The organism is Trinickia symbiotica, from assembly GCF_003028655.1.
GTDB lineage: Bacteria > Pseudomonadota > Gammaproteobacteria > Burkholderiales > Burkholderiaceae > Trinickia > Trinickia symbiotica_A.
Genome location: NZ_PYUC01000019.1, coordinates 55,204 through 74,660, shown reverse-complemented (window position 1 = coordinate 74,660; position 19,457 = coordinate 55,204). Strand labels below are relative to the sequence as shown.

At 59.4% G+C, this 19,457-nt stretch carries 18 protein-coding genes; 10 read left to right on the top strand and 8 right to left on the bottom strand.

Going from position 1 to position 19,457, the window contains the following annotated elements; genetic code table 11:
* The first annotated feature begins 753 nt into the window (after window positions 1-753).
* The 4 genes from C9I57_RS28405 (at window position 754) to C9I57_RS28390 (ending at window position 3,778) form a co-directional block, all read left to right on the top strand.
* On the top strand, window positions 754-1,728 hold the full coding sequence (locus tag C9I57_RS28405) for a helix-turn-helix transcriptional regulator (protein ID WP_107153890.1): 975 nt from the start codon (window positions 754-756) through the stop codon (window positions 1,726-1,728).
* Window positions 1,729-1,757: 29 nt separating this feature from the next.
* A complete protein-coding gene (locus C9I57_RS28400) occupies window positions 1,758-2,723 on the top strand; it encodes a helix-turn-helix transcriptional regulator (protein ID WP_181321981.1) in 966 nt (321 codons plus the stop codon).
* Window positions 2,724-2,813: 90 nt separating this feature from the next.
* Entirely contained in the window at window positions 2,814-3,170 is a 357-nt protein-coding gene (locus C9I57_RS32910; protein WP_107153888.1) for a hypothetical protein, read from the top strand.
* A gap of 95 nt (window positions 3,171-3,265) precedes the next feature.
* Complete coding sequence (locus C9I57_RS28390) at window positions 3,266-3,778, top strand: helix-turn-helix transcriptional regulator (protein ID WP_181321980.1); 513 nt, start codon at window positions 3,266-3,268, stop codon at window positions 3,776-3,778.
* On the opposite strand, the gene C9I57_RS28385 is transcribed toward C9I57_RS28390, so the two are convergent.
* The 3 genes from C9I57_RS28385 to C9I57_RS32570 all read right to left on the bottom strand — a co-directional run bounded on the left by C9I57_RS28385 (window position 3,759) and on the right by C9I57_RS32570 (window position 5,733).
* Complete coding sequence (locus C9I57_RS28385) at window positions 3,759-4,472, bottom strand: alpha/beta fold hydrolase (protein ID WP_181321979.1); 714 nt, start codon at window positions 4,470-4,472, stop codon at window positions 3,759-3,761. The genes C9I57_RS28390 and C9I57_RS28385 overlap by 20 nt on opposite strands.
* Before the next feature lie 226 nt (window positions 4,473-4,698).
* Window positions 4,699-5,220: a DUF995 domain-containing protein gene (locus tag C9I57_RS28380; protein ID WP_107153885.1), complete on the bottom strand. Its 522-nt coding sequence runs from the start codon at window positions 5,218-5,220 to the stop codon at window positions 4,699-4,701.
* 21 nt (window positions 5,221-5,241) lie between these two features.
* Window positions 5,242-5,733: a hypothetical protein gene (locus C9I57_RS32570; RefSeq protein WP_146166284.1), complete on the bottom strand. Its 492-nt coding sequence runs from the start codon at window positions 5,731-5,733 to the stop codon at window positions 5,242-5,244.
* Between the two features lie 729 nt (window positions 5,734-6,462).
* Between C9I57_RS32570 and C9I57_RS32565 the strand changes: the two genes are divergently transcribed.
* Window positions 6,463-6,945 carry a hypothetical protein gene (locus C9I57_RS32565; protein WP_146166283.1) on the top strand — a complete coding sequence of 161 codons (483 nt, stop codon included), beginning with the start codon at window positions 6,463-6,465 and terminating at the stop codon, window positions 6,943-6,945.
* Window positions 6,946-7,562: 617 nt separating this feature from the next.
* Here the strand turns inward: C9I57_RS32565 and C9I57_RS32560 are convergent.
* The gene (locus C9I57_RS32560) at window positions 7,563-8,333 is read right to left on the bottom strand and encodes a hypothetical protein (RefSeq protein ID WP_146166282.1); all 771 of its coding nucleotides are present in this window, start codon (window positions 8,331-8,333) and stop codon (window positions 7,563-7,565) included.
* A 598-nt stretch (window positions 8,334-8,931) separates the two neighbouring features.
* Here C9I57_RS32560 and C9I57_RS28370 point away from each other — a divergent pair.
* Entirely contained in the window at window positions 8,932-9,963 is a 1,032-nt protein-coding gene (locus tag C9I57_RS28370) for a DNA-binding protein (RefSeq protein WP_107153883.1), read from the top strand.
* 92 nt (window positions 9,964-10,055) lie between these two features.
* On the opposite strand, the gene C9I57_RS28365 is transcribed toward C9I57_RS28370, so the two are convergent.
* Window positions 10,056-11,726, bottom strand: coding sequence for an electron transfer flavoprotein-ubiquinone oxidoreductase (locus tag C9I57_RS28365; RefSeq protein ID WP_107153882.1), 1,671 nt, complete (start codon window positions 11,724-11,726; stop codon window positions 10,056-10,058).
* A gap of 473 nt (window positions 11,727-12,199) precedes the next feature.
* Here C9I57_RS28365 and C9I57_RS28360 point away from each other — a divergent pair, with 473 nt between their 5' ends.
* The 4 genes from C9I57_RS28360 (at window position 12,200) to C9I57_RS28345 (ending at window position 15,739) form a co-directional block, all read left to right on the top strand.
* Entirely contained in the window at window positions 12,200-13,387 is a 1,188-nt protein-coding gene (locus tag C9I57_RS28360; protein WP_107153881.1) for an NAD(P)/FAD-dependent oxidoreductase, read from the top strand.
* Between the two features lie 79 nt (window positions 13,388-13,466).
* Window positions 13,467-14,063: a HutD family protein gene (locus C9I57_RS28355; RefSeq protein WP_258187870.1), complete on the top strand. Its 597-nt coding sequence runs from the start codon at window positions 13,467-13,469 to the stop codon at window positions 14,061-14,063.
* Window positions 14,060-14,809 carry an electron transfer flavoprotein subunit beta/FixA family protein gene (locus C9I57_RS28350; protein ID WP_107153879.1) on the top strand — a complete coding sequence of 250 codons (750 nt, stop codon included), beginning with the start codon at window positions 14,060-14,062 and terminating at the stop codon, window positions 14,807-14,809. Before C9I57_RS28355 ends, C9I57_RS28350 begins: the two co-directional genes overlap by 4 nt.
* A complete protein-coding gene (locus C9I57_RS28345; protein WP_107153878.1) occupies window positions 14,810-15,739 on the top strand; it encodes an electron transfer flavoprotein subunit alpha/FixB family protein in 930 nt (309 codons plus the stop codon).
* Between the two features lie 425 nt (window positions 15,740-16,164).
* Here C9I57_RS28345 and C9I57_RS28335 read toward each other — a convergent pair whose 3' ends face one another.
* From C9I57_RS28335 to C9I57_RS28325, 3 genes are all read right to left on the bottom strand, one after another.
* Window positions 16,165-16,899, bottom strand: coding sequence for an ABC transporter permease (locus C9I57_RS28335; RefSeq protein WP_258187869.1), 735 nt, complete (start codon window positions 16,897-16,899; stop codon window positions 16,165-16,167).
* Between the two features lie 122 nt (window positions 16,900-17,021).
* Window positions 17,022-18,296 carry an ABC transporter permease gene (locus tag C9I57_RS28330; RefSeq protein WP_107153877.1) on the bottom strand — a complete coding sequence of 425 codons (1,275 nt, stop codon included), beginning with the start codon at window positions 18,294-18,296 and terminating at the stop codon, window positions 17,022-17,024.
* Between the two features lie 2 nt (window positions 18,297-18,298).
* Window positions 18,299-19,453 (bottom strand): ABC transporter ATP-binding protein, encoded by a 1,155-nt coding sequence (locus C9I57_RS28325; protein ID WP_107153876.1) that lies wholly within the window; start codon window positions 19,451-19,453, stop codon window positions 18,299-18,301.
* Window positions 19,454-19,457: the final 4 nt, after the last annotated feature.

Below are 19,457 nucleotides of genomic sequence, written 5' to 3'. Positions count from 1 at the left end.
ACTGCCGGTCGAGTTGGACTGACTACTCGAAGAACTGCCGGAGTCTTGATTACACGCTGCCCAAGCAGTACATGCGAAAGCCGATGACGCACCGAGGGAAGTCGTCACGGCGAAGATTGCAGCTCGAAGACAGAATTTCATGGAAGTCTCCAAGGAAAGAAAGAATAGGTAAGCCAAAGATTTGCGAACGCCGACCTGCTGCTTGCTTCGACACTCCCCCGAGAGACGTATCGAAGACGGCCTTGGTCGCGGCGGTCTTCCGACCAACTGTCCAAGAATGCGGGGGGAGCGAATGCGTGATGTCGCTGACGGCTGCGAGCCTCATGCAAGCCCTGTTTGCCCTCTGTACGTGTTGCGGGAAGCGTCGCATGCCATGCGGCGTCGGAACATAGTGCAAATGCATCATTGACTCGGGTGCCTGATTTCGCGGATTTTTCCTCCGCCCGAACACTGTTTTGCCCAGGCGTCTTCCTGCCGGCCTGTAGAGGATGAAAACGCCGATTCCGGCTCGCCACTGTCATTTTTTTCGGCAATAATTCACCCGATCTGTTGCGCAAGACCAAATGACTGGCTAGCTTGGTCGGACGTCTGACACTTTCCAAAGTCCGGGTTGCCTCTGGCTCCGCCGACAGCTGGCTCAAATCGATAAAGCGGACGTTGCGTCGAGCGGCACGACGCAACCGCTGAAAAGACCACTGCAAGCCGCAGCTCCACGCTGATGGAGCCGTACGACATGAGGCTTGCGGGGAAGAAATGGAAACATTCGGTCATCTCTTGCTTGAGATTTATCGCGGCGCGCGCGAAGTCCCGCCCGAGGAGTTCCAGGCGTACGCGCTGCGGCATCTCAAGAACGCGATCCCATTCGACATGGCTCGCTGGGGCACCAGCACACGCGACGCTCGGGGCGTGGATTTTCACCGCCCATGCGTGCTGGAGGATCCGCCCGAGACGTTGGAGAACTACGCCGAGATCCGGGAGCAGGACAGCGCGGCGCGGTATGTGATTGACCGTCCCGGCCGGACAGGCAACTTCGCCCTCACCGCGCAGTACGGGGCCAGCCGGAATACCGCCGGAATTTTCGCGTACGCCCGGCGTTTCCGTCACGAACATGGTCTGATCACGGCCTTCCGGAATCCCGACACGGGGTTGCTCAAAACCATCTCCCTGTACGGCGCATTCAGCGACAAACCGTTCACGGAGCATCAGAGACGGACGATGCAGGCCGTCGCCCCGCATCTGATGGAGGCGTGGACCGTCAATTACACCGTTCACTTGGAGCAGATCCGGGCGGCCGCAGGCGAAGCACGATGGAGCATGGCAATTGCGGATGCTGCGGGTCATCTGGTCTTTGCCGAGAGCGATTTCGAATCCATGCTCTGCGCCGAATGGCCGGCGTCACGACACGTGGTCTTGCCCGCACCGATGTATAACACAATCTTCGGTTCCAAACTGAACCGGTACGCAGGCCGAACCTTTATTGCGATCGGCACACCATCGAGATCATTGTGCTTTCTCAAGGCACGTCGCCGGTTCCCGGTCGACAACCTGACTGCACGTGAGCGCGAGATAGCGCAGCACATTGCACAAGGGCTGACGCACAAGGACATCGCGAGGCGACTGGGCATTGCCCCGGCGACGGTGCGCAATCATGTCCAATCGGTTTTGGAAAGAGCGTGTGTGCACAACAACGCAGAACTAGTGGCGCAACTGAAGCGCGCTGGGTACTGAACAGACCGAGGTCGCATGGGGGAATGGTCATGAATGAGCTGAATCCGGTGGTGCTATCGCTGTACCGGGCGGCGCACGAAGTGCCGCTGGCCGAATTTCAGGACGCCGCGCTGCGGCTCGTCAAGTCCTACGTCCGCTTAAGCGGTTGCAAGTGGGGCGCCAGCGTGATCGATGAGCAGGGAGTTCTGTTCCAGTCCGTTTATTTCCACGAGGATGATCCCGAGGGTGCAAGCACCTATAACGAGGTGCGTAATCAGGACCGTGCCGCGTTGTGGGCCATCAACCACCGGGGGCAGACAGGCAATTTTCACTTCGCATCGTTCTATGACCGTCGCTCTGCGATCGGGGACTACACCCACCGCTATCGCCACTCGAACGCGCTGATCACGGGTCTGCCGAGCGTCGACGACCGTCTTATAAAGTCAGTGTCGATCTATCGGGGTGATCCCGAGGACACATTTTCCGAACGGGACCGTCGCGCGGTCGAGTGTCTCGTGCCACATCTGAACGAGGCACTGACCGTCAGCCGACTGCTTGCCGCCACGCGCTTTCGTGCCGGGGCGGAGCGACAGTGGGCAGTCGCGATCATGGATCATGCCGGCCCGTTGCAGTTTGCCGATCCCGAGTTCGAGGCCCTCGTACAGGCCGAGTGGCCCTCCGGCGCCGTGCGGCGGATTCCGGGTAACGCACACGCCGCAATCATGCACGGCGACGGGAGCACCCAGTACACGGGTCGGACGTTGATCATGCGAAGCACCCGCGAGGCAGGGATCACTTTCGTCCGGGCGCGGGCGCGTCTGCCCGCGGACGGCCTGACGCAACGCGAACTGTCGGTCGTGCAGGCCATTGCACGAGGCTACACGCACAAGGAGATTGCACGACTGCTGCACCTGTCGCCCGCTACGGTGCGCAACCAGATCCAGACCGTTCACAACCGGCTGGGGGTCGGCACCAATGCAGAACTTGTCGCGGTCCTGCTGCGAGCTGGATACTGAGCCGAAAGGAGATCCAGCGATGCCGTACGGTCCTTTGGGACGCTCATCTATTCGACGAGTGGCGCAACTCGAGCATGGGCGGAGGCGGCAGTGACCGGACACGGCATACTGCTGTCGGTATATCGCGGTGCCCGGGAAATACCCGCCGATCAGTTCCTTGACTGGGCACTGGAACTGCTGAGGACAGCCGTGCCATTCGATATGGCGCGATGGGGGATCGGAATCCAGGACGCCGGCGGATTCACCTTTCCGGTCAACCACATTTTCGATGACGATCCCGAAATCGGAATTCACTACGACCGCGTCCGCGCGCAGGACACCGCGGCAGTCTGGGTTGGGAAGCATTACAGAAGCACGGGGAATTTCAACCAGCGTGAATGCTACTCGTCGCCGGACCAGGCGGGCACCGGGCATATGCCCGACGCTTCCGTCACGAACACGCGCTGATTACGGGCGAAATCGACGCATCCGGTGTTGGCCGCACGATTTGGCTTTACGGTGCTATGCCAGCGCGTCCTTTTGCGGAACACGCGCGCCAGACCATGCAGTGGCTGTTTCCGCACCTGATGGAAGCGTGGTCGATCAATCAGGCATTGCATGCGGAAAAGATCCGCGTTCGACCGGATGAGCGTCAGTGGACGGTCGCGGTGGCAGATCCGGCAGGTTTACTGCATTACGTGGAACCCGACGCACGGCCGCTGCTCGAACTCGAATGGCCCGGAATGCGCACGCAACGGCTGCCGGAACACGCTGTGCATGATTTGCTAAACCGGCCTGGTCAACGCGTCGATGGCACTCACATCATCGTCGTACCTGCCATGGCAGGGCGCCTGCTGTTCCTGAAGCTTCGCGCCCGCGTGGCAGCCGACAGCCTGACACCGCGGGAACATGCAATTGCGGCGCAGATTGCCCAAGGGCTCACGCACAAGGAGATTGCCCGCCGGCTGGACCTGTCGCCAGCGACCGTGCGCAACCAGATCCAGTCCATTCACGAGCGGCTCGACGTGCGCAACAACGCGCAACTGGTTGCGAAGCTCAGGCAGGCGCGCGGCTAGGCTTTGGCAACCATTCGTCCGGCTGCAGCTCGAGATGGACGAAGTGCCCCGCGTCGACGCAGCAGATCCGCGCGTGTGGAAAATAGCCCGTCCAGACTGGCCCTTCGCTTGCCGGATCGGTCAGTACGTCCTGGCTGCCGAACACGATATCGACCGGGCATTCGAGACGCTTGGGACTATCGGGTGCCGTCGTTTCCCAGGAATCCTGCAGGATGGTGCGAAACGCCGATGGATCAAACAGCGGTTCGCGCGCCATCAGGCTTGAAAAGCCCGTATATAGTGCGTCGGCACGATCGCTGAAATAGACGCGCAGGAAGTCCGGCGTGGCCATTAGTTCATCGACCAGCAGCCAGAAGCAGTCCCGGTTGTGCGGTTGCGCGGCGAGCAGGTCCAGTGCGTGGGCAAGCGATGCGGCGTGAGGCAGCCGCTCGACGACGCTGCGTGCCACGCGCACAAGACCGTCGATCACATTGAAGACCGGTGCCAGCAGCGTCAACGAATGAATATGCTGTGGAGCCCGGGCCGCGACGCGCAACGCGATGTGTGCGCCAAACGAATGGGCGATCAGGCTCACCAGGCGTCCGCACTGCCTTGCACGTTCAGCCAGCACGTCCGTCGCCATCTCCACCAGTTCTCCGAATGGCCGCGCGAACAGCACGACCCCGCGCGGCTGTTCCCACCATTCGACCGGCAAAGTCGTCCCGTAGTGTTCGCGCTCTGCGATGCACGACAGTCCGGGGCCACCATGCAGAAAAAGACTGGGTACGAGCCCCTGTGTCACCGTCTCCGACATACATCACTCCCTTCCACTGAAGCAGCGACAAAGAAAAGAGGCTGCTGGCATGTGCCGGCCATGAGGGCCACCATACACCCGCGCGGCGCGGTATCGGTCCGATCGCGGCACCGGTCAGTGTCGGATTCTACCGGCTAACCGATACCTTGCGCCCATCCGCCAGGGCGAGCGTGATCGCCCCGTCTCCACCGACGATGGGCGCGCACCAGTCCTCGGGACCGCCTTGGCGAACGTCCCAGTCGGCGTGCAGGCAGTATTGTCCAGCATCATTGACCGACCAGTGACCGGGAGCCGTTGATGATGCGCCCGCCTTTTTCATGAGACCACCAGAGCGCCTCGCTAGCACCGTTCCATCTGCAGAACTGACCCATTCTTCGTTCGACTCCCCGGTCGGGCTGGTGGTACTGAAATGCGCGCCCCTGATCTTCTGTTTCACCTCTTCAGGCGATTGGGGCGTCTGAGCGAATGCCGCCAAGCAAATTAAGGATGCCATAGTAATCACGAGAAAATTGGTTTTTTTCATGAGTGTTTTTTCACTAACGAGAATAGTGGATCCTTCTGCAGAGGTCACCTCCAGAGCAGGATGTCGGGCATCGTTCGCAAACGGTAAAGCACATTCGAGTATCCGACAATGACGCAAATGCATCATTGCGCCTTCGTAGGGGGCGACCTATTGAAGCGCTCGACGTGCCTCGGAACCATCATCGATTGCAGCCGGTTTTCGAGCTGGCATCCATTCATACGCTATGCTGACGTAGCATCCTTGCGAGTCGAGATGGTTGCCGCTTACTAACAGGTCCATCTCACTCAGATGTACGAAAACGTAGTGGTGATCCCATATGACCGGCGCCCCGCCAGTTTCAGAAATCAAGGCGTGGTGATTCTTTATATCGAACTTTCGCACGCCGGCTGCTTTCAGCACATAGCTCGCCAAGCGATTGAAATCGCGTGCGCAGGCATCAGGGTTCTCATTCTGCATGCCAGTAATAGGGAATCTGACAATAACTGATTTCACGCGATAGGCTGAGCCAGCCAGCAAATCGCTATCAATTTCTACGCTGGCGCTATACCCGTTGATACCAAGATTCCTGAGCACATAACGATGCGGACCCGCTGCAACAGATTGAGCCGCATTGACTCTCACGACATCCTGCTCACTCATGCCAAGATAAATACCCGTTAGTTCCGGGATTAGCAATGTTTCGGTCGGCGAACCCGCAGGCGTGACAGGCCATGATACTCCGGCATGCCCAAGCATGGTACAGATGAAGCAAAGACGGTATGCGCGGAGACGGTTTAATATGTTAATCACAAGACTCCCCTGTAATCGGACGGTCGGATATTGATGGCGCCCGTCTTGTACGGCTCATATCAGCGGCGGCGTCGCTTCGGTCATGCACGCCGGCTGTTCCTGCGTGCGGGTTTACCACCTTACCTTGCACGCTATGGCGTCAGCCTGGTGACGAAAACATACGTAACGTATGTCGTCGGCGCCGCATGACCAGATGCCCCAGCCTTCGCCACCATGCGTCTCTCCTGGCCGGAGCGTGTCTGCTCCGCCATCTCCCGTCTTGACACCACCCTTGTAAAAGTCGAAATAGCAATCTAGAGTGGCATTGCTATTGTTTGTAATTCGTCCAGTCACCTCATTGGTACAGTGTCCCATTCCGGTCGGATTGCTATGAATGAAGTTCACGTATCCACTCATGTTGGTGCAATCTGGGCCGTCAGCCGCCGGTCGTATCGCTGCGCTTGACCCGCCGATATTCCCGGGCGCGCCTGAACGTTGTCCTCCCGCTGCGCCGGCGTATTGCTGTCCGCTACTGCTGAGCACATTCGGCCTTGGCTCGTTTGCCACCCTCCCCAAGGACGGCTGTGGATAGATAGGTACTTGAACTGGCTGCTGCTGAACTTGGTTCATGGACTCTACTTGCGATATACCGTTGGTTATTGCATCGCGGATCGCCTGATGCTCAGCATATTTCTGCTTCTCGGAATTAATGTAATTTTCCTTATCCCGGCGGGCTTGCTCAGCCAGCTGCTGCCCTCGCTCCTGATTTCTCATATATGCCGCGTCAGCCGTGCGCTGGTCGACCTGCTGTCCGGCGCGGCGCGCATCGTCGCACGTGCTGCGGCCTGCTCCCATCATGCATCCCTGTGCTGCAGCCCAACCGATGAGGTCTTTATGTGCAGCCGCCTCCTGCGGGTCCGAGTTGAAAGTTGCAACAAAGTATATCGCTCCGAATTGACTCGCTGGCGTAAGCTCTCCCCGGTGATTTCCGCCGTAACCGTGATTCATAATTTGGAATTCTCGGGTGGTAATGCTTCCAGTTCTCCGCATTCCGTCAAGCGCAGCGATAGCAGCCTTCTGTAGATCTTTCCAATCGGGTGAATTGAAGTTGACTGCCATCGTATTGAAATACCACGCGCGCATGCAATATTCAACTATATTATTGGGATCGCTCGCATACCTGCCATTCATTATTATTTTGCATGCCTTGACGCCCCCTAGTCGCGCAAGGTTCGTGAAGTTTTCGCCGTCGGTGACAATGTTTGCGCAGATTTTTGCGGTATCAATATCGTTCCCACCCCGCATACAGCTCTCGTATTGAGAGTTGGCCTCGGCCTCAAACATCTCATACGGATTGCACGCCTCCAACAGAAGGCACGTGAGCAGGAGGCAGAATAAGAGAATCGTTCGCATCAGAGCACCTCAGCAGGATTCATTTGCCGGTTCTGCACGCCATTGCAAGAGCAATGTAATCGACCGGACAACACCGCTTATAAGACGATTGACGTGAACGCTCTTCCGATCTCGTTGCTATCGCCGATTCCCGAAAGTTCAGGAATTCCATTCCCGTGTGGCTGGGGCCCTCACAGCGACGCGCCACTAGAAGAATGCCACTTGGCTTCGAGCCGTGAGGCTCGGGAACCTTCGGCGGACGTCTGACACCGGTCGTCTTGAACAGGATAATCAACACCGATCGTTCCTCAATTCGGTGAGTCTCTGGAGTCAGAAGATCCCGAGTTGTCAGGAGGAGCGGGCAACGTAATGGTGGGATCGGCGCCAAGTGAAACGGAGCCTGTGGCTGAACCGCCGCTCGGACTCCAGCATGTGTAAGTAAACGACATCCCCTTGCTGCTATCGTTTCGCTCGACATGTGTATTCCAACTACCGTTTGGTGGGAGTCTTGCGCCCCCCTTCTTCATCTCGCCACCGTCTTGACAAAGCGATACATTACTGCAATTACTAATTGTTATATTGATAATCTTCGTCTTTTTCGAGATATTGCTAGTATAGATTGCCCTTTCACCCACAATATTTCGATCCCAACATTTGATGGCAGAATCATCTGCTTGGCCCGACCTTGGGGCCGAATTGGCCGTCCTGTTCGGCGGAGGTGGAACGTTATCGCAATGTCCAGAGGTATTATTGCCGTTAGCCCGTCGAACTATGAATGTTCCAGTCTTTCTATCAATAGATATTTGATTATGAAATGCGTCGCTTCCAATTATATCCGAATCACTTACTCGCCCGTCCTGATAGAGTGATCCATCGTAATTAACCATTAACTGTTTGCTGGTATCGAAAAGATAACGATACTGATCGATTCCCCAGCCTTCGTTTTCAGTTTTACAAACAATTTGCACAACTTCAGCCTTTACCGGGAAAGCCACCAGGACAGCAAGAAAGGCCATGCTCGCAAGAAAGACATTAAACGGTAGCTGACGGAATTTTCGAAGCTGGAGGCGATCATTCATTTTCATACTTCAGAGATTGAATTCAATATGGGTGTAGAAATTTGGCAATAACACTTGCTTGCACGTGATGAATCGACGAGTCTTGTCGGTTGATCTGTTGCTGCAACCTTGGCCCGTTGTGCTGGGCCGGGCTCGCTTGCAGGTGCCATTTTGTGGCCGGAGGCGGTTCATCCGGCTGTCGGCCGCCCCTGCGTCTAGCCCCGCAAACTGTTGAAACAGCGGCATGTCGTACAGCGCGCGCGCTCTCCCTGGATCAGACGATAGGGCACGGGCGGGCATTTGACCATGATGCAAATGCATCATGGCGCCTGGTCATGGGATCGGCTAGGAGATTCGCCAACACTGATCTCTATTACCTCGATCCAGGTGCGAGGAGGCCCGCGTCGGGATGTGAAGCCAGTGGCCGTGTAATTCGACGTACATGGGCCGCGCCCGATCGTACCGCAAGCCTTCCGGGAACCCGCCAAATTGGACATCACATTCGATAATGGGCCCTTATCACGCATGAGATTTCGCCTCTTGGTGAAGACCTTGACCTGCTCTTTCAGTACTTATATACATGGTACGTATTACAGTATGAAATGCGCAGGAGGCCCCAATGGCCCGCGCCGGCCTTACCCGATCAGCCGTCAAACGTGCCCGCGACACACTCGTCGCCCAGGGGCAGCACCCGTCGATCGACGCCATCCGTATCGCGCTCGGCAACACGGGTTCGAAAACAACGATCCACCGTTATCTGAAGGAACTGGAGGAAGAGGAAGGCACGTCGCTCACGCGCGCGGCCTCGCTCTCCGACACCATCCAGGACCTGGTCGCCCGGCTGGCGGCCCGCCTGCACGAGGAAGCGCAGGCGCTCGTCGACCAGCAGGCGGCCGCTTCAGCGACGCAGCGGCAGCAGGCACAGACCGAGATGGCGAAGCTCACGACCGAACTCGCCACGCTGCAGACGCAGCTCGCGGCCGCGGCCGCCGCCCTTTCCAGCGAGCAGGCCGCGCACGCCGAGACGCGCCTGGCGCGGCATCAGGGGGATCTGGACGTCGAGCGGCTCACGCAGCAGGTGCGCGACCAGACTGCGCGACTGGCCGAGCAGGAGAGGTTCCGCGAGTCGCTTGAGGAAAAGCTCGCGCACTCGCGCGACGCCCTCGAGCACTTCCGCACGGCTGCCCGCGAGCAACGCGAACAGGAGGCCCGACGACACGAGCAGCAGGTTCAGCAACTGCAGGCTGAGCTTCGGCAGGCGAACCAGACGGCGATCGTCAAGCAGAACGAGATCACGCAATTGAACAAGGACAACGCTCGGCTCGTGGCCGAGGCCGGCGCCACGACCAGGCAGCTGCGCGAAGCGCAAACGCAGACCGAGCGCCAGCAGACGACGCTCACACAGGCGCTGGCCGACGGCGCGCGCGGCGAGGCCGAGCGCGCCGCGCTGCGCACGACCCTGGGCACGCAGACCGAGGAACTCGCGCGGGTGCGCGAGACACTCGCGGCGCTGACCGCCGAGCGCACGCAGCTGGCCGCACAACTGAAGGCGCAGCAGCTCTTGCTCGGGGACTATCGACAGCGCCTGGGCCTCGAGGCGGCGCCTGCGGCCAACCGCCAGATTTCGCATGGAAAGGACGCCGCCGCGTGAAATCGCGCGATCACCAAGTGATTGATTTTGCGTGGGATTTCAAACAAAACCGCCAGATTTGGCACGAAAAGTACGATTACCCCTAGTACTGGCTACATATTGGGATAATTTGGGCCGCCGCCACCTTCCGGCGTGACCCACACGACGTTCTGCGTCGGGTCCTTGATGTCGCAGGTCTTGCAGTGCACGCAGTTCTGTGCGTTGATGACGAGGCGATCACTGCCGTCGTCGTTCTTCACGAACTCGTACACCGCCGCCGGGCAGAAACGCCCCTCCGGCCCCGCGTACGTACGCAGGTTGACGTTCACCGGCGCGCTCGCATCCTTCAGCGTCAGATGCGCCGGCTGGTTCTCCTCGTGGTTCGTGTTCGAGATGAACACGGACGACAGCCGGTCGAACGTCAGCTTGCCGTCCGGTTTCGGATACTCAATCGGCGTGCATTGCGACGCCGGCATCAGCATTTCGTGATCTGCGTGCTTGTGGTGCAGCGTCCACGGCACCTTGCCGCCCATCACCTTCTGCTCGAGCCCGACCATCAGCGTGCCGAGGTACAGGCCCTTGGCCATCCACTGCTTGAAGTTGCGCGCGCGGTATAGCTCCGTGTACAGCCACGATTGCTTGAACGCGTCCGGGTACGCGTTGAGCTCGTCGCTCTGGTGGCCGGCCTGCACCGCATCGAACGAGGCATCGGCCGCAAGCATCCCGGTCTTGATCGCCGCGTGGCTGCCCTTGATGCGCGATGCGTTCAGGAAGCCCGCGTCGTCGCCGATCAGCGCGCCGCCCGGGAACACCGTCTTCGGCAGCGACATCAGGCCGCCCGCCGTGATTGCGCGCGCGCCGTACGACACGCGCTTGCCGCCTTCGAGGAACGCGCGGATCGACGGATGCGTCTTGTAGCGCTGGAATTCCTCGAACGGCGACAGATACGGGTTCGTGTAGCCGAGGCCAACCACGAAGCCGACCACGACCTGGTTGTTGTCCATGTGATACAGGAACGAGCCGCCGTACGTATCGGATTTCAGCGGCCAGCCGGCCGTGTGGATCACGAGGCCCCGCTTATGCTTCGCGGGATCAATTTCCCACAGTTCCTTGATGCCGATCCCGTACGCCTGCGGATCGGCGTTCGCGTCGAGCTTGAACTTCGAGATCAGCTGACGGCCCAGATGGCCGCGGCAGCCTTCGGCGAACAGCGTGTACTTCGCGTGCAGCTCCATGCCGAGCTGGAAGTTCTCGGTCGGCTCGCCGTCCTTGCCGACACCCATGTTGCCGGTGGCGACGCCCTTCACCGAGCCGTCGTCGTTGTATAGAATCTCGGCCGCCGGAAAGCCGGGGAAGATCTCGACGCCGAGCGCCTCAGCTTGTTGCGCAAGCCAGCGCGTGACGTTGCCCAGCGAGATCACGTAGTTGCCGTGGTTCTTGAAGTTGTCCGGAAGCGCCCAGTTCGGCGTCGAGATCGCGCTTTTCTCCGACAGGAACAGGAAGCGGTCTTCGGTCACCTCTACCGTGAGCGGCGCGCCGCGCGCCTTCCAGTCGGGGAACAGCTCGGTGAGTGCGCGCGGGTCCATTACCGCGCCCGACAGAATATGCGCGCCTATCTCGGAACCCTTCTCGAGCACGCACACGCCCATCTCGGTGCCTTTCTCGGCAGCCCGCTGCTTGAGCCGTATCGCCGCCGACAGCCCCGCGGGGCCGCCGCCGACGATCACGACGTCGTATTCCATCGAGTCCCGCCCATTCTGCGCGGATGCAAGTTGAGAGTTCATGCTCGAAACATTCTTTGTAAAGGTTATTCTCAGCGTACCGGCTTTGAACTCGAATGGTGCTCGCATAAGCAAAGCTTATGGAACACAAACTGGCGGTGCTGCTAGCCTCGCCCACCGCTAAAATAATAAGCACATGAGGCAATGAGCATTGCGAGTCCGACCACCTCTGAAATCACTGCCGCGCGCGGCGGTGACAGGAAAAGCCGCAATGAACGTCGCGCGGCCAAGCAACTTAACAAAGCAATCGCGATTGCCGCCATCGCCACGAAAGCACCTCTTGCGATCTCTTGCATCTGGACTCCCCCCGCCTGAGTGCATGTTAGAGCTCCATAGTGCCACGCATCGGAGTGCTTCTATCACCTCACTCGCACCTGATCTCCAACTTATGGGCGATTAACAGAATCGCTTATGCAAACGTTGAGCTCCGCATTGGAGCGCAGACTGGGCGCATCAATCTGACAAAGGGTGCGTCCGTGAACAAGTACGATGTTGTCGTGATAGGTGCGGGTGTGATCGGGACCTCGGTAGCTTTCCACCTGTCAAAGCTCGGCGCAAAGCAGGTTTTGGTACTTGATCGAGCGACGATCGGCGCTGGCACAACGTCTCAGTCGTCCGGAATCCTGCGTACGCACTATTCGGTGAAAGAAAACGTCGAACTGGCGCGCAAGTCCTGGTCGGCGTTCAACGACTTCGCCAACTATCTCGGAGATGACGAAGCGTCGTGCGGCCTCGTCAAATGCGGCTACATGATCGTCGCAAGCGACGATGACAAGCTTGAACCGCTGCGCGCATCGCTTGATCAGCAGAAACAGCAGGGTATTCCGCTCGAACTGCTCGACGCGCGCGAAGCCCAAGAACTCATGCCGATCGCGACGTTCGACGACGCTGCGCTCATCGGCTTTGAACCAGAAGCCGGTTTCGCCGACGCCTATCTCACGGCGACCGGTTTTGCGCGCGCCGCGCGTCGCGGCGGCGTGACGATCCGCGAAAACGTCGCCGTCAACAAGTTGCTGATCGAAAACGGAAAAGTGGTCGGCGTATCGACCAGCGCCGGCGATTTCGCGGCCGGCATCGTCATCAGCACGCAAAACATTTGGACGCCGGAACTCGCCGGCTGGACCGGCAAGGCGCTGCCGATCGCCCCGGAGCGTCACGCGGTACTTGCGCTCGAATGTGCTGAAGCACCCTACACATTCACGATGCCCGTCTTTAAGGACCTCGCGTCGGAAGGCATGCTCTATTACCGCAGCTACGGCGGCAACCAGATGCTGGTTAGCGAAGGCGTGGTCGGAGAAAAACTGAACACTGCCGACACGGAACAGGGTGACATTCCGATGGATTACATCGTCGACGTCGGCGCGCAAGTCGCGGAGCGGTTTCCCGCCTACGAGACTGCGGGCATCGCGTCGTCGTGGACGGGCGTGTACGACGTGACCCCGGACTGGAATCCGGTGCTCGGTGCCTTGCCGGGCATCGAAGGTCTGGTCGTGGGCTACGGCTTCTCGGGTCACGGCTTCAAGCTCTCGCCGACGGTCGGCAAGATCCTCGCGCAATACGCGCTCGGTTTGCAGACGGAGGTATCGCTTGAACCGTATTCAATCGAACGCTTCGCAACCGGCAAGCTCCTGACCGGCAAGTATGGGCTCGGCGCCGTCTCCTGACGCGAAGGCACCGGCCGGCCTTGCGATCCGGCCGCTCACATCATTCGCATCGCAACCTTGGCGCAACGGCGGCGGAACCATGCGGATGCTCGCGCAGGATGTCGACGGCGGCTGGCGCATCAGTCTCACGGATGTCGAACGCGACGGTCCATACTCGCGGTTCGCCGGCATGACCCGCGTGTCGCTCGTGATGGAAGGTGCAGGCGTCACACTAGACGACGGCACGATGCGCGTCGAACTGCGACCCGGCCGCCCTTCCGAATACGACGGGGGCGCCACCTGGCACGCCACCTTGCGCGACGGCCCTGTCGTCAAGCTCAACGCGATGGCCGCGCGCGGGCGATACCGGGCGCGCATCACGCCGCTCTACGAAGCGGCGCATGTGCAGACCGGGTGCTTCGCGCTTGTTGTGACGCTGCGCGCCAGTTGCATCGTTTGCGCGACAGACAGCACAGATGCGATTGTTCATGACGCTGTGCACGTCGCGTCGCGAATCGCCGACTGCCCTGCGCTCGATATTGCGCCGTCGAATATCAAAGACGGCGGCAAAGTGTCAATCGAAGCACCACCAGATGCCCCTGCACCATACGGCGCGCTTGTCATCATTGAAGCCGTGTCAGGCGGCCGGCGCGCCGCGGACGCTGACTCTCTCCCGAGCAAAGGAAAGCAAGCATGAAGATCATGACTGCAGTTAAACGTGTTGTCGATTACAACGTGAAGGTTCGCGTGAATGCAGACCAGACGGGCGTCGATATCGACAACGTGAAGATGTCGATGAATCCGTTCGACGAAATCGCCGTCGAAGCGGCGACGCGCTTGAAGGAAGCCGGCCACGCTAGCGACGTCATCGCAGTAACCTGCGGCCCGGCACAGAGCGTGGAAACGCTGCGCACGGCGCTCGCCATCGGCGCGGACCGCGCGCTGCACATTCAGACAGACGTTGAGTTGCAACCGCTTGCGGTCGCGAAACTGCTGAAGGCAGCAGTCGAACGCGAGCAGCCGCAGCTGGTCATTCTTGGTAAGCAGGCCATCGACGACGACGCCGGACAGACAGGCCAACTGCTCGCCGCGCTGCTCGACTGGCCGCAGGCAACGTTTGCGAGCGCCATCGAAATTCAGGGCAATACAGCAACCGTCACGCGTGAAGTGGACGGCGGCTTGGAAGTGATCGAGCTGGACCTGCCGGCTGTCGTGACAACCGATCTGCGCCTGAACGAGCCGCGCTACGTGACGCTGCCCAGCATCGTCACGGCGAGAAAAAAGCCGGTAGGTATGCTCACGCCGGCCGAACTCGGGGTCGATCCGGCGCCGCGTCTGAAGACGTTGAAAGTCGTCGAGCCGGCAGCGCGCAAGGCCGGCGTGCGCGTTCCTGACGTCGCCACGCTGATTGACAAACTCAGAAACGAAGCGAAGGTAATCTGAATGACCACTCTCGTCATTGCCGACCATCAAGCCTCTGTGCTGAAGCCCGCCACGCTGCATACGGTAAACGCCGCGCGGCAATTGAATAACTGCGTGCACGTGCTCGTCGTCGGGCACGATGTAGGCGCCGCCGCAAAAGCGGCCGCCGCGATACAAGGCGTCGACAAGGTGATCATGATCGACGCGCCGCAGCTCGCCGACGGTCTCGCCGAGGACGTCGCCGCGCAGGTGCTGATGCTCGCGCCGTCGTACAGGCACGTGCTGTTCTGCGCGACCGCCTTCGGCAAGAACGTCGCACCGCGTGTCGCCGCGAAGCTCGACGCCTCACAAATTTCCGATGTCACCGCGATTCATTCGGCCGATACCTTCGATCGCCCGATCTATGCGGGCAACGCGATCGCCACAGTGCAATGCGACGACCCCATCAAAGTTGCCACGATTCGCATGACCGCATTCGATGCCGCGCCCTCGGTCGGTGGCGGCGCACCGATCGAAACGCACTGCGCCAGCGAAGGCACGCGCCGCGCACGCTTCGTTCGACGCGAGGTCGCGAAGAGCGAGCGGCCGGACCTGGCGTCGGCACCCATCGTCGTATCGGGCGGGCGCGGGTTGGGCAGCGCGGACAACTTCGCGCTACTCGATCCGCTGGCGCAGAAGCTCGGCGCGGCAGTAGGTGCATCGCGCGCCGCAGTGGATTCAGGCTTCGCGCCAAACGACTGGCAGGTCGGACAGACCGGCAAGATTGTCGCACCCCAACTTTATATCGCGGTCGGCATTTCCGGCGCGATCCAGCATCTCGCCGGGATGAAGGACTCCAAGGTCATCGTTGCCATCAATAAAGATGCGGACGCGCCGATTTTTAGCGTTGCCGACTATGGCCTTGTAGACGACCTTTTTGCCGTCTTGCCAGAAATAACGAGTCGAATTTGACGGGGAGTTTTCGCAGGATGCCCTCCTGGCGCGGTCTCAGGAGGCGTCCCTGCGCCCGCATATTGCCTATGGTTCCCGAAGCGGGTACCCGACGTCTCCATCATAGAGCGCTTCGCCATCGACTGTGTCGGACGGGCAGCCTTGCAGCCGATTGAAAATGCGGCGTAGGATCCAGATCGTCCGCTTCAACATTCAGATCGATCACGCACGGATGATACAGCCCGCCAATCAAGGGCGCGTCGAGGGTTCGTGCCACTCCCCGGACCGCTTCGCCAGCCGGGTCTACAAGGCCCCCCGCATCGCCTCCCCACTTCGCAGACGGATGAGATCTTGCTGGATCTGCCTGTCCGCATGGGGAGTCAGAACGAGCAGCGGTGAATTGCCGCATTCGACGATTACCCGCCGAGATGAGACGCGGGGCGCGCCTACGACGAACGTCGCACAAGCGCCGCTCTTTTACGAAGGGCGCCGACGAGCCACATCATGACCAACGACAGCAATATCCAGAGCGTCGCCGCGGCCAGAATCGCGGGACTGATTTGCTCGCGAAGGCCAGACCACATCTGCCGGGGCAATGTGAAGTACTGCGGACTTGGTAAAAGAAACAGCGCGAAAACAACCTCATCGAAAGACGTGATGAACGCCAGGACTGCGCCCGCCGTTACGCCCGGCATGATGAGCGGTAGCGTGACCTTGCGGAAAACCATCCACGGTGGCGCCCCCATGATCGCGCCGGCTCTTTCGAACGATCGATCCAGGCCGCTGACAGAAGCAAGGACCGTGACTACGACGAATGGGATCCCGAGCGCAGTATGCGCGGCAATCAGCCCCCAAAGATTGTCGACCAGGCCAACTTTCGCGAAAACGAAATAGGTTCCGGCGCCTGTAACGATTGTCGGCACCACCATCGGGGCAAGAATAAAGCTCATCATGAGCGACCTGCCAGGCAGAAGGCGCTGCCTTAGACCTAACGCTGCCGCGGTCCCGATTGACGCCGCGAGCATGGTAGTCGCGACGCCGACGACGAGGCTATTCCTCACCGAAAGCAACCAGCGAGGGTTGCTGAAGAATGAGTCATACCAACGAAGGGACCACGCATCGGTATGCAAGTGCAACATTGCCCGTGTGAATGTGAAATAGGGCTCGGCGTTGAAGGACAACGGAATGATTACCAGGATCGGCGCAACAAGAAAAAGGAAGATCGTCGTGCAGATCAGTACAAAAATAACGTTCCATCCTTTCTCGACGGGCGAGCGAAACGGCTGAGTATGAACGTTCATGCTTATCCCATCCTCAGGTTTTCAGCACCGATAAGACGGTTGTAGACGAAATAAAGGGCCAGCACCACAACCAGTAGCACGATGCTCAGTGCAGCGGCCAGACCCCAGTTGAGCGAGGTCTGGATGTTGAAAGCAATCATATTGGAGATCATCTGTCCCGACTGTCCGCCGACAAGAGCCGGTGTAATGTAGTACCCAAGGGCCAAGATCAAAACCAGCAGCGCGCCGGCCCCTACCCCCGGGAGCGTGATAGGGAAATAGACCTTCCAAAAGGCGCTAAACCGTCCGGCACCGAGCGATTGTGCGGCCCGCATGTAACTGGGAGGTACCGCGACCATCACGCTGTAAAGCGGAAGTATGAAGAACGGCAACAGGATGTGTGTCATCGCAATCAAGGTGCCGGTAAGGTTGTAGATCAGCATTACGCGATTGTTCTCATTTACCACGCCAGCGAGCACGAGAAGATCGTTCACGACGCCTTGGGACTGCAGCAGCACCATCCATGCGGTAACCCGAACCAGCATGGACGTCCAGAATGGAACCAGCACCAGGATCATCAGTCTGTTCGCGGTTGCCTTCGAGCTCGTCGCCATCAGGTAAGCGATCGGATAGCCCATTACGCCGCAAAGAATCGTTACGGCGATAGCCACCCCAAAGGTCTTCAAATATAAAGACCGATAAATCCGCTCATCCTGCGGTTGGGAGGCAATACTTCCTTTTTCATTGCGGCGGAAGTCTAACGCCGAGAGATAGTTGTCGAATGTGAATGCGCGTGTGGCACGCGCCAGCATGGGCATTATTTCCGGTTCACCCCAGGCCGGGTCAATATTTGCGAACCACTGGCCGGTAGGAGCATCGTCAGTAGCCGCGGCGCGCCGAGCAGTACGTTCTACGACGGATCGCAGCCCTGGGCGCTCAGCGTTCAGTCGGCTCGCGACAATGCCCAGCTTGCCCTGATCTCTGGCCGTAACGAGATCGCGAGCCAGGCTCTGCCAGACCTGGTTCCCTGTTGTCACCTTCGAACCGCCATCGAGCGTACGAGCCGTATTTGGCAGAAGATCGCGCAATGTCGGATCATAGATACTGACCTGAAACATCTTGGCGATTGGCACGAGGAAGGTCAGCACGAGGAACAGAATCACGGGCGCGACTAGTAGCATCGACTTACGTGTCTCGCGCCGTCGTGCTTTTTGAACTCGCGTTTTCAATGCGGCGCCCCATTGTTCCTGAAATGAAGCGTCCCGGTTGTGCGTCTCGGCCATAGTCATCGGGCTCATCGCTATGCTCCTACTGCCAGTAGTGCACGGCTATCAGCCGAGCGCCAGCCGATAGGCAACGTCTGCCCGGCCTGGAGCGAACCCAGGCTCGACGTGTTCGCCAGCTTCACTGTGATCTCGTTGCCGCCCGGGATTCGACATGTCAAGCGGACGTGATCGCCGAAATACGTCGACTCTACGATCTGAGAACTCACCTGATTCTCGAGCGCTCCGTCCTGGCCTGCCAGCGATACCCTTTCCGGCCGCAATACAAGGGTGACACGCGTACCCGCCACCAGTGGCTTGCTCGCCAACGCTTCGAATCGGCAAGCGCCGTGCGTGATCTTCGCGCGGTAGTTCCCGCTGTCGGACGCATAACATTCGTCTACGACGCCTTCCAGAAGGTTGTTGTCACCCACGAACCGCGACACAAACTCTGTGTTCGGCGATTCATAAATCTCAGTGGGCGGCCCGATCTGTTCGATCGCTCCATTGTTAAAAATCGCGACCCGATCGGACATCGCCAAGGCTTCGTCCTGATCGTGGGTTACATACACGACCGTTACGCCCAGCATCTTATGCAGGTGCTTGATTTCGGTCTGCATGTGCTCGCGAAGCTGTTTGTCCAGTGCGCCAAGCGGCTCGTCCATCAAAACAAGAGTTGGCTCGAATACCAGCGCTCGAGCCAGCGCAATACGCTGCTGCTGTCCCCCTGAAAGCTGCGCGGGCCGCCGCGACGCGTAATTCTGCATCTTGACCATCTGCAAGGCCCGGGTTACGCGCTCGCCGATCTCGCTCTTTGACATCTTCCTTGCGACCAAGGGAAACGCCACGTTATCTGCAATCGACATGTGGGGAAACAGGGCATAGTTTTGGAACACCATGCCGATGCCTCGCTTATGGGGTGGCGTGGTGGTCAGGTCCACGCCGCCAATGCTAATCGTCCCCGCAGTAGGCGCCTCGAACCCGGCAAGCATCATCAGCGTCGTCGTCTTTCCCGAGCCGGACGGGCCCAGTAACGTGAGAAACTCGCCGCGCCTGACTGATAGCGAGAGTGACTTGACGACGTGCGTACTGCCGTCGTAGCTCTTCTCGACCTGCGAGAAGACAACGTGGTCAGCATCGACTCGTTCAGCGTACCCTCGTTCTCGCTGGTGGAAGACGTTTAGCATGTTCATAACC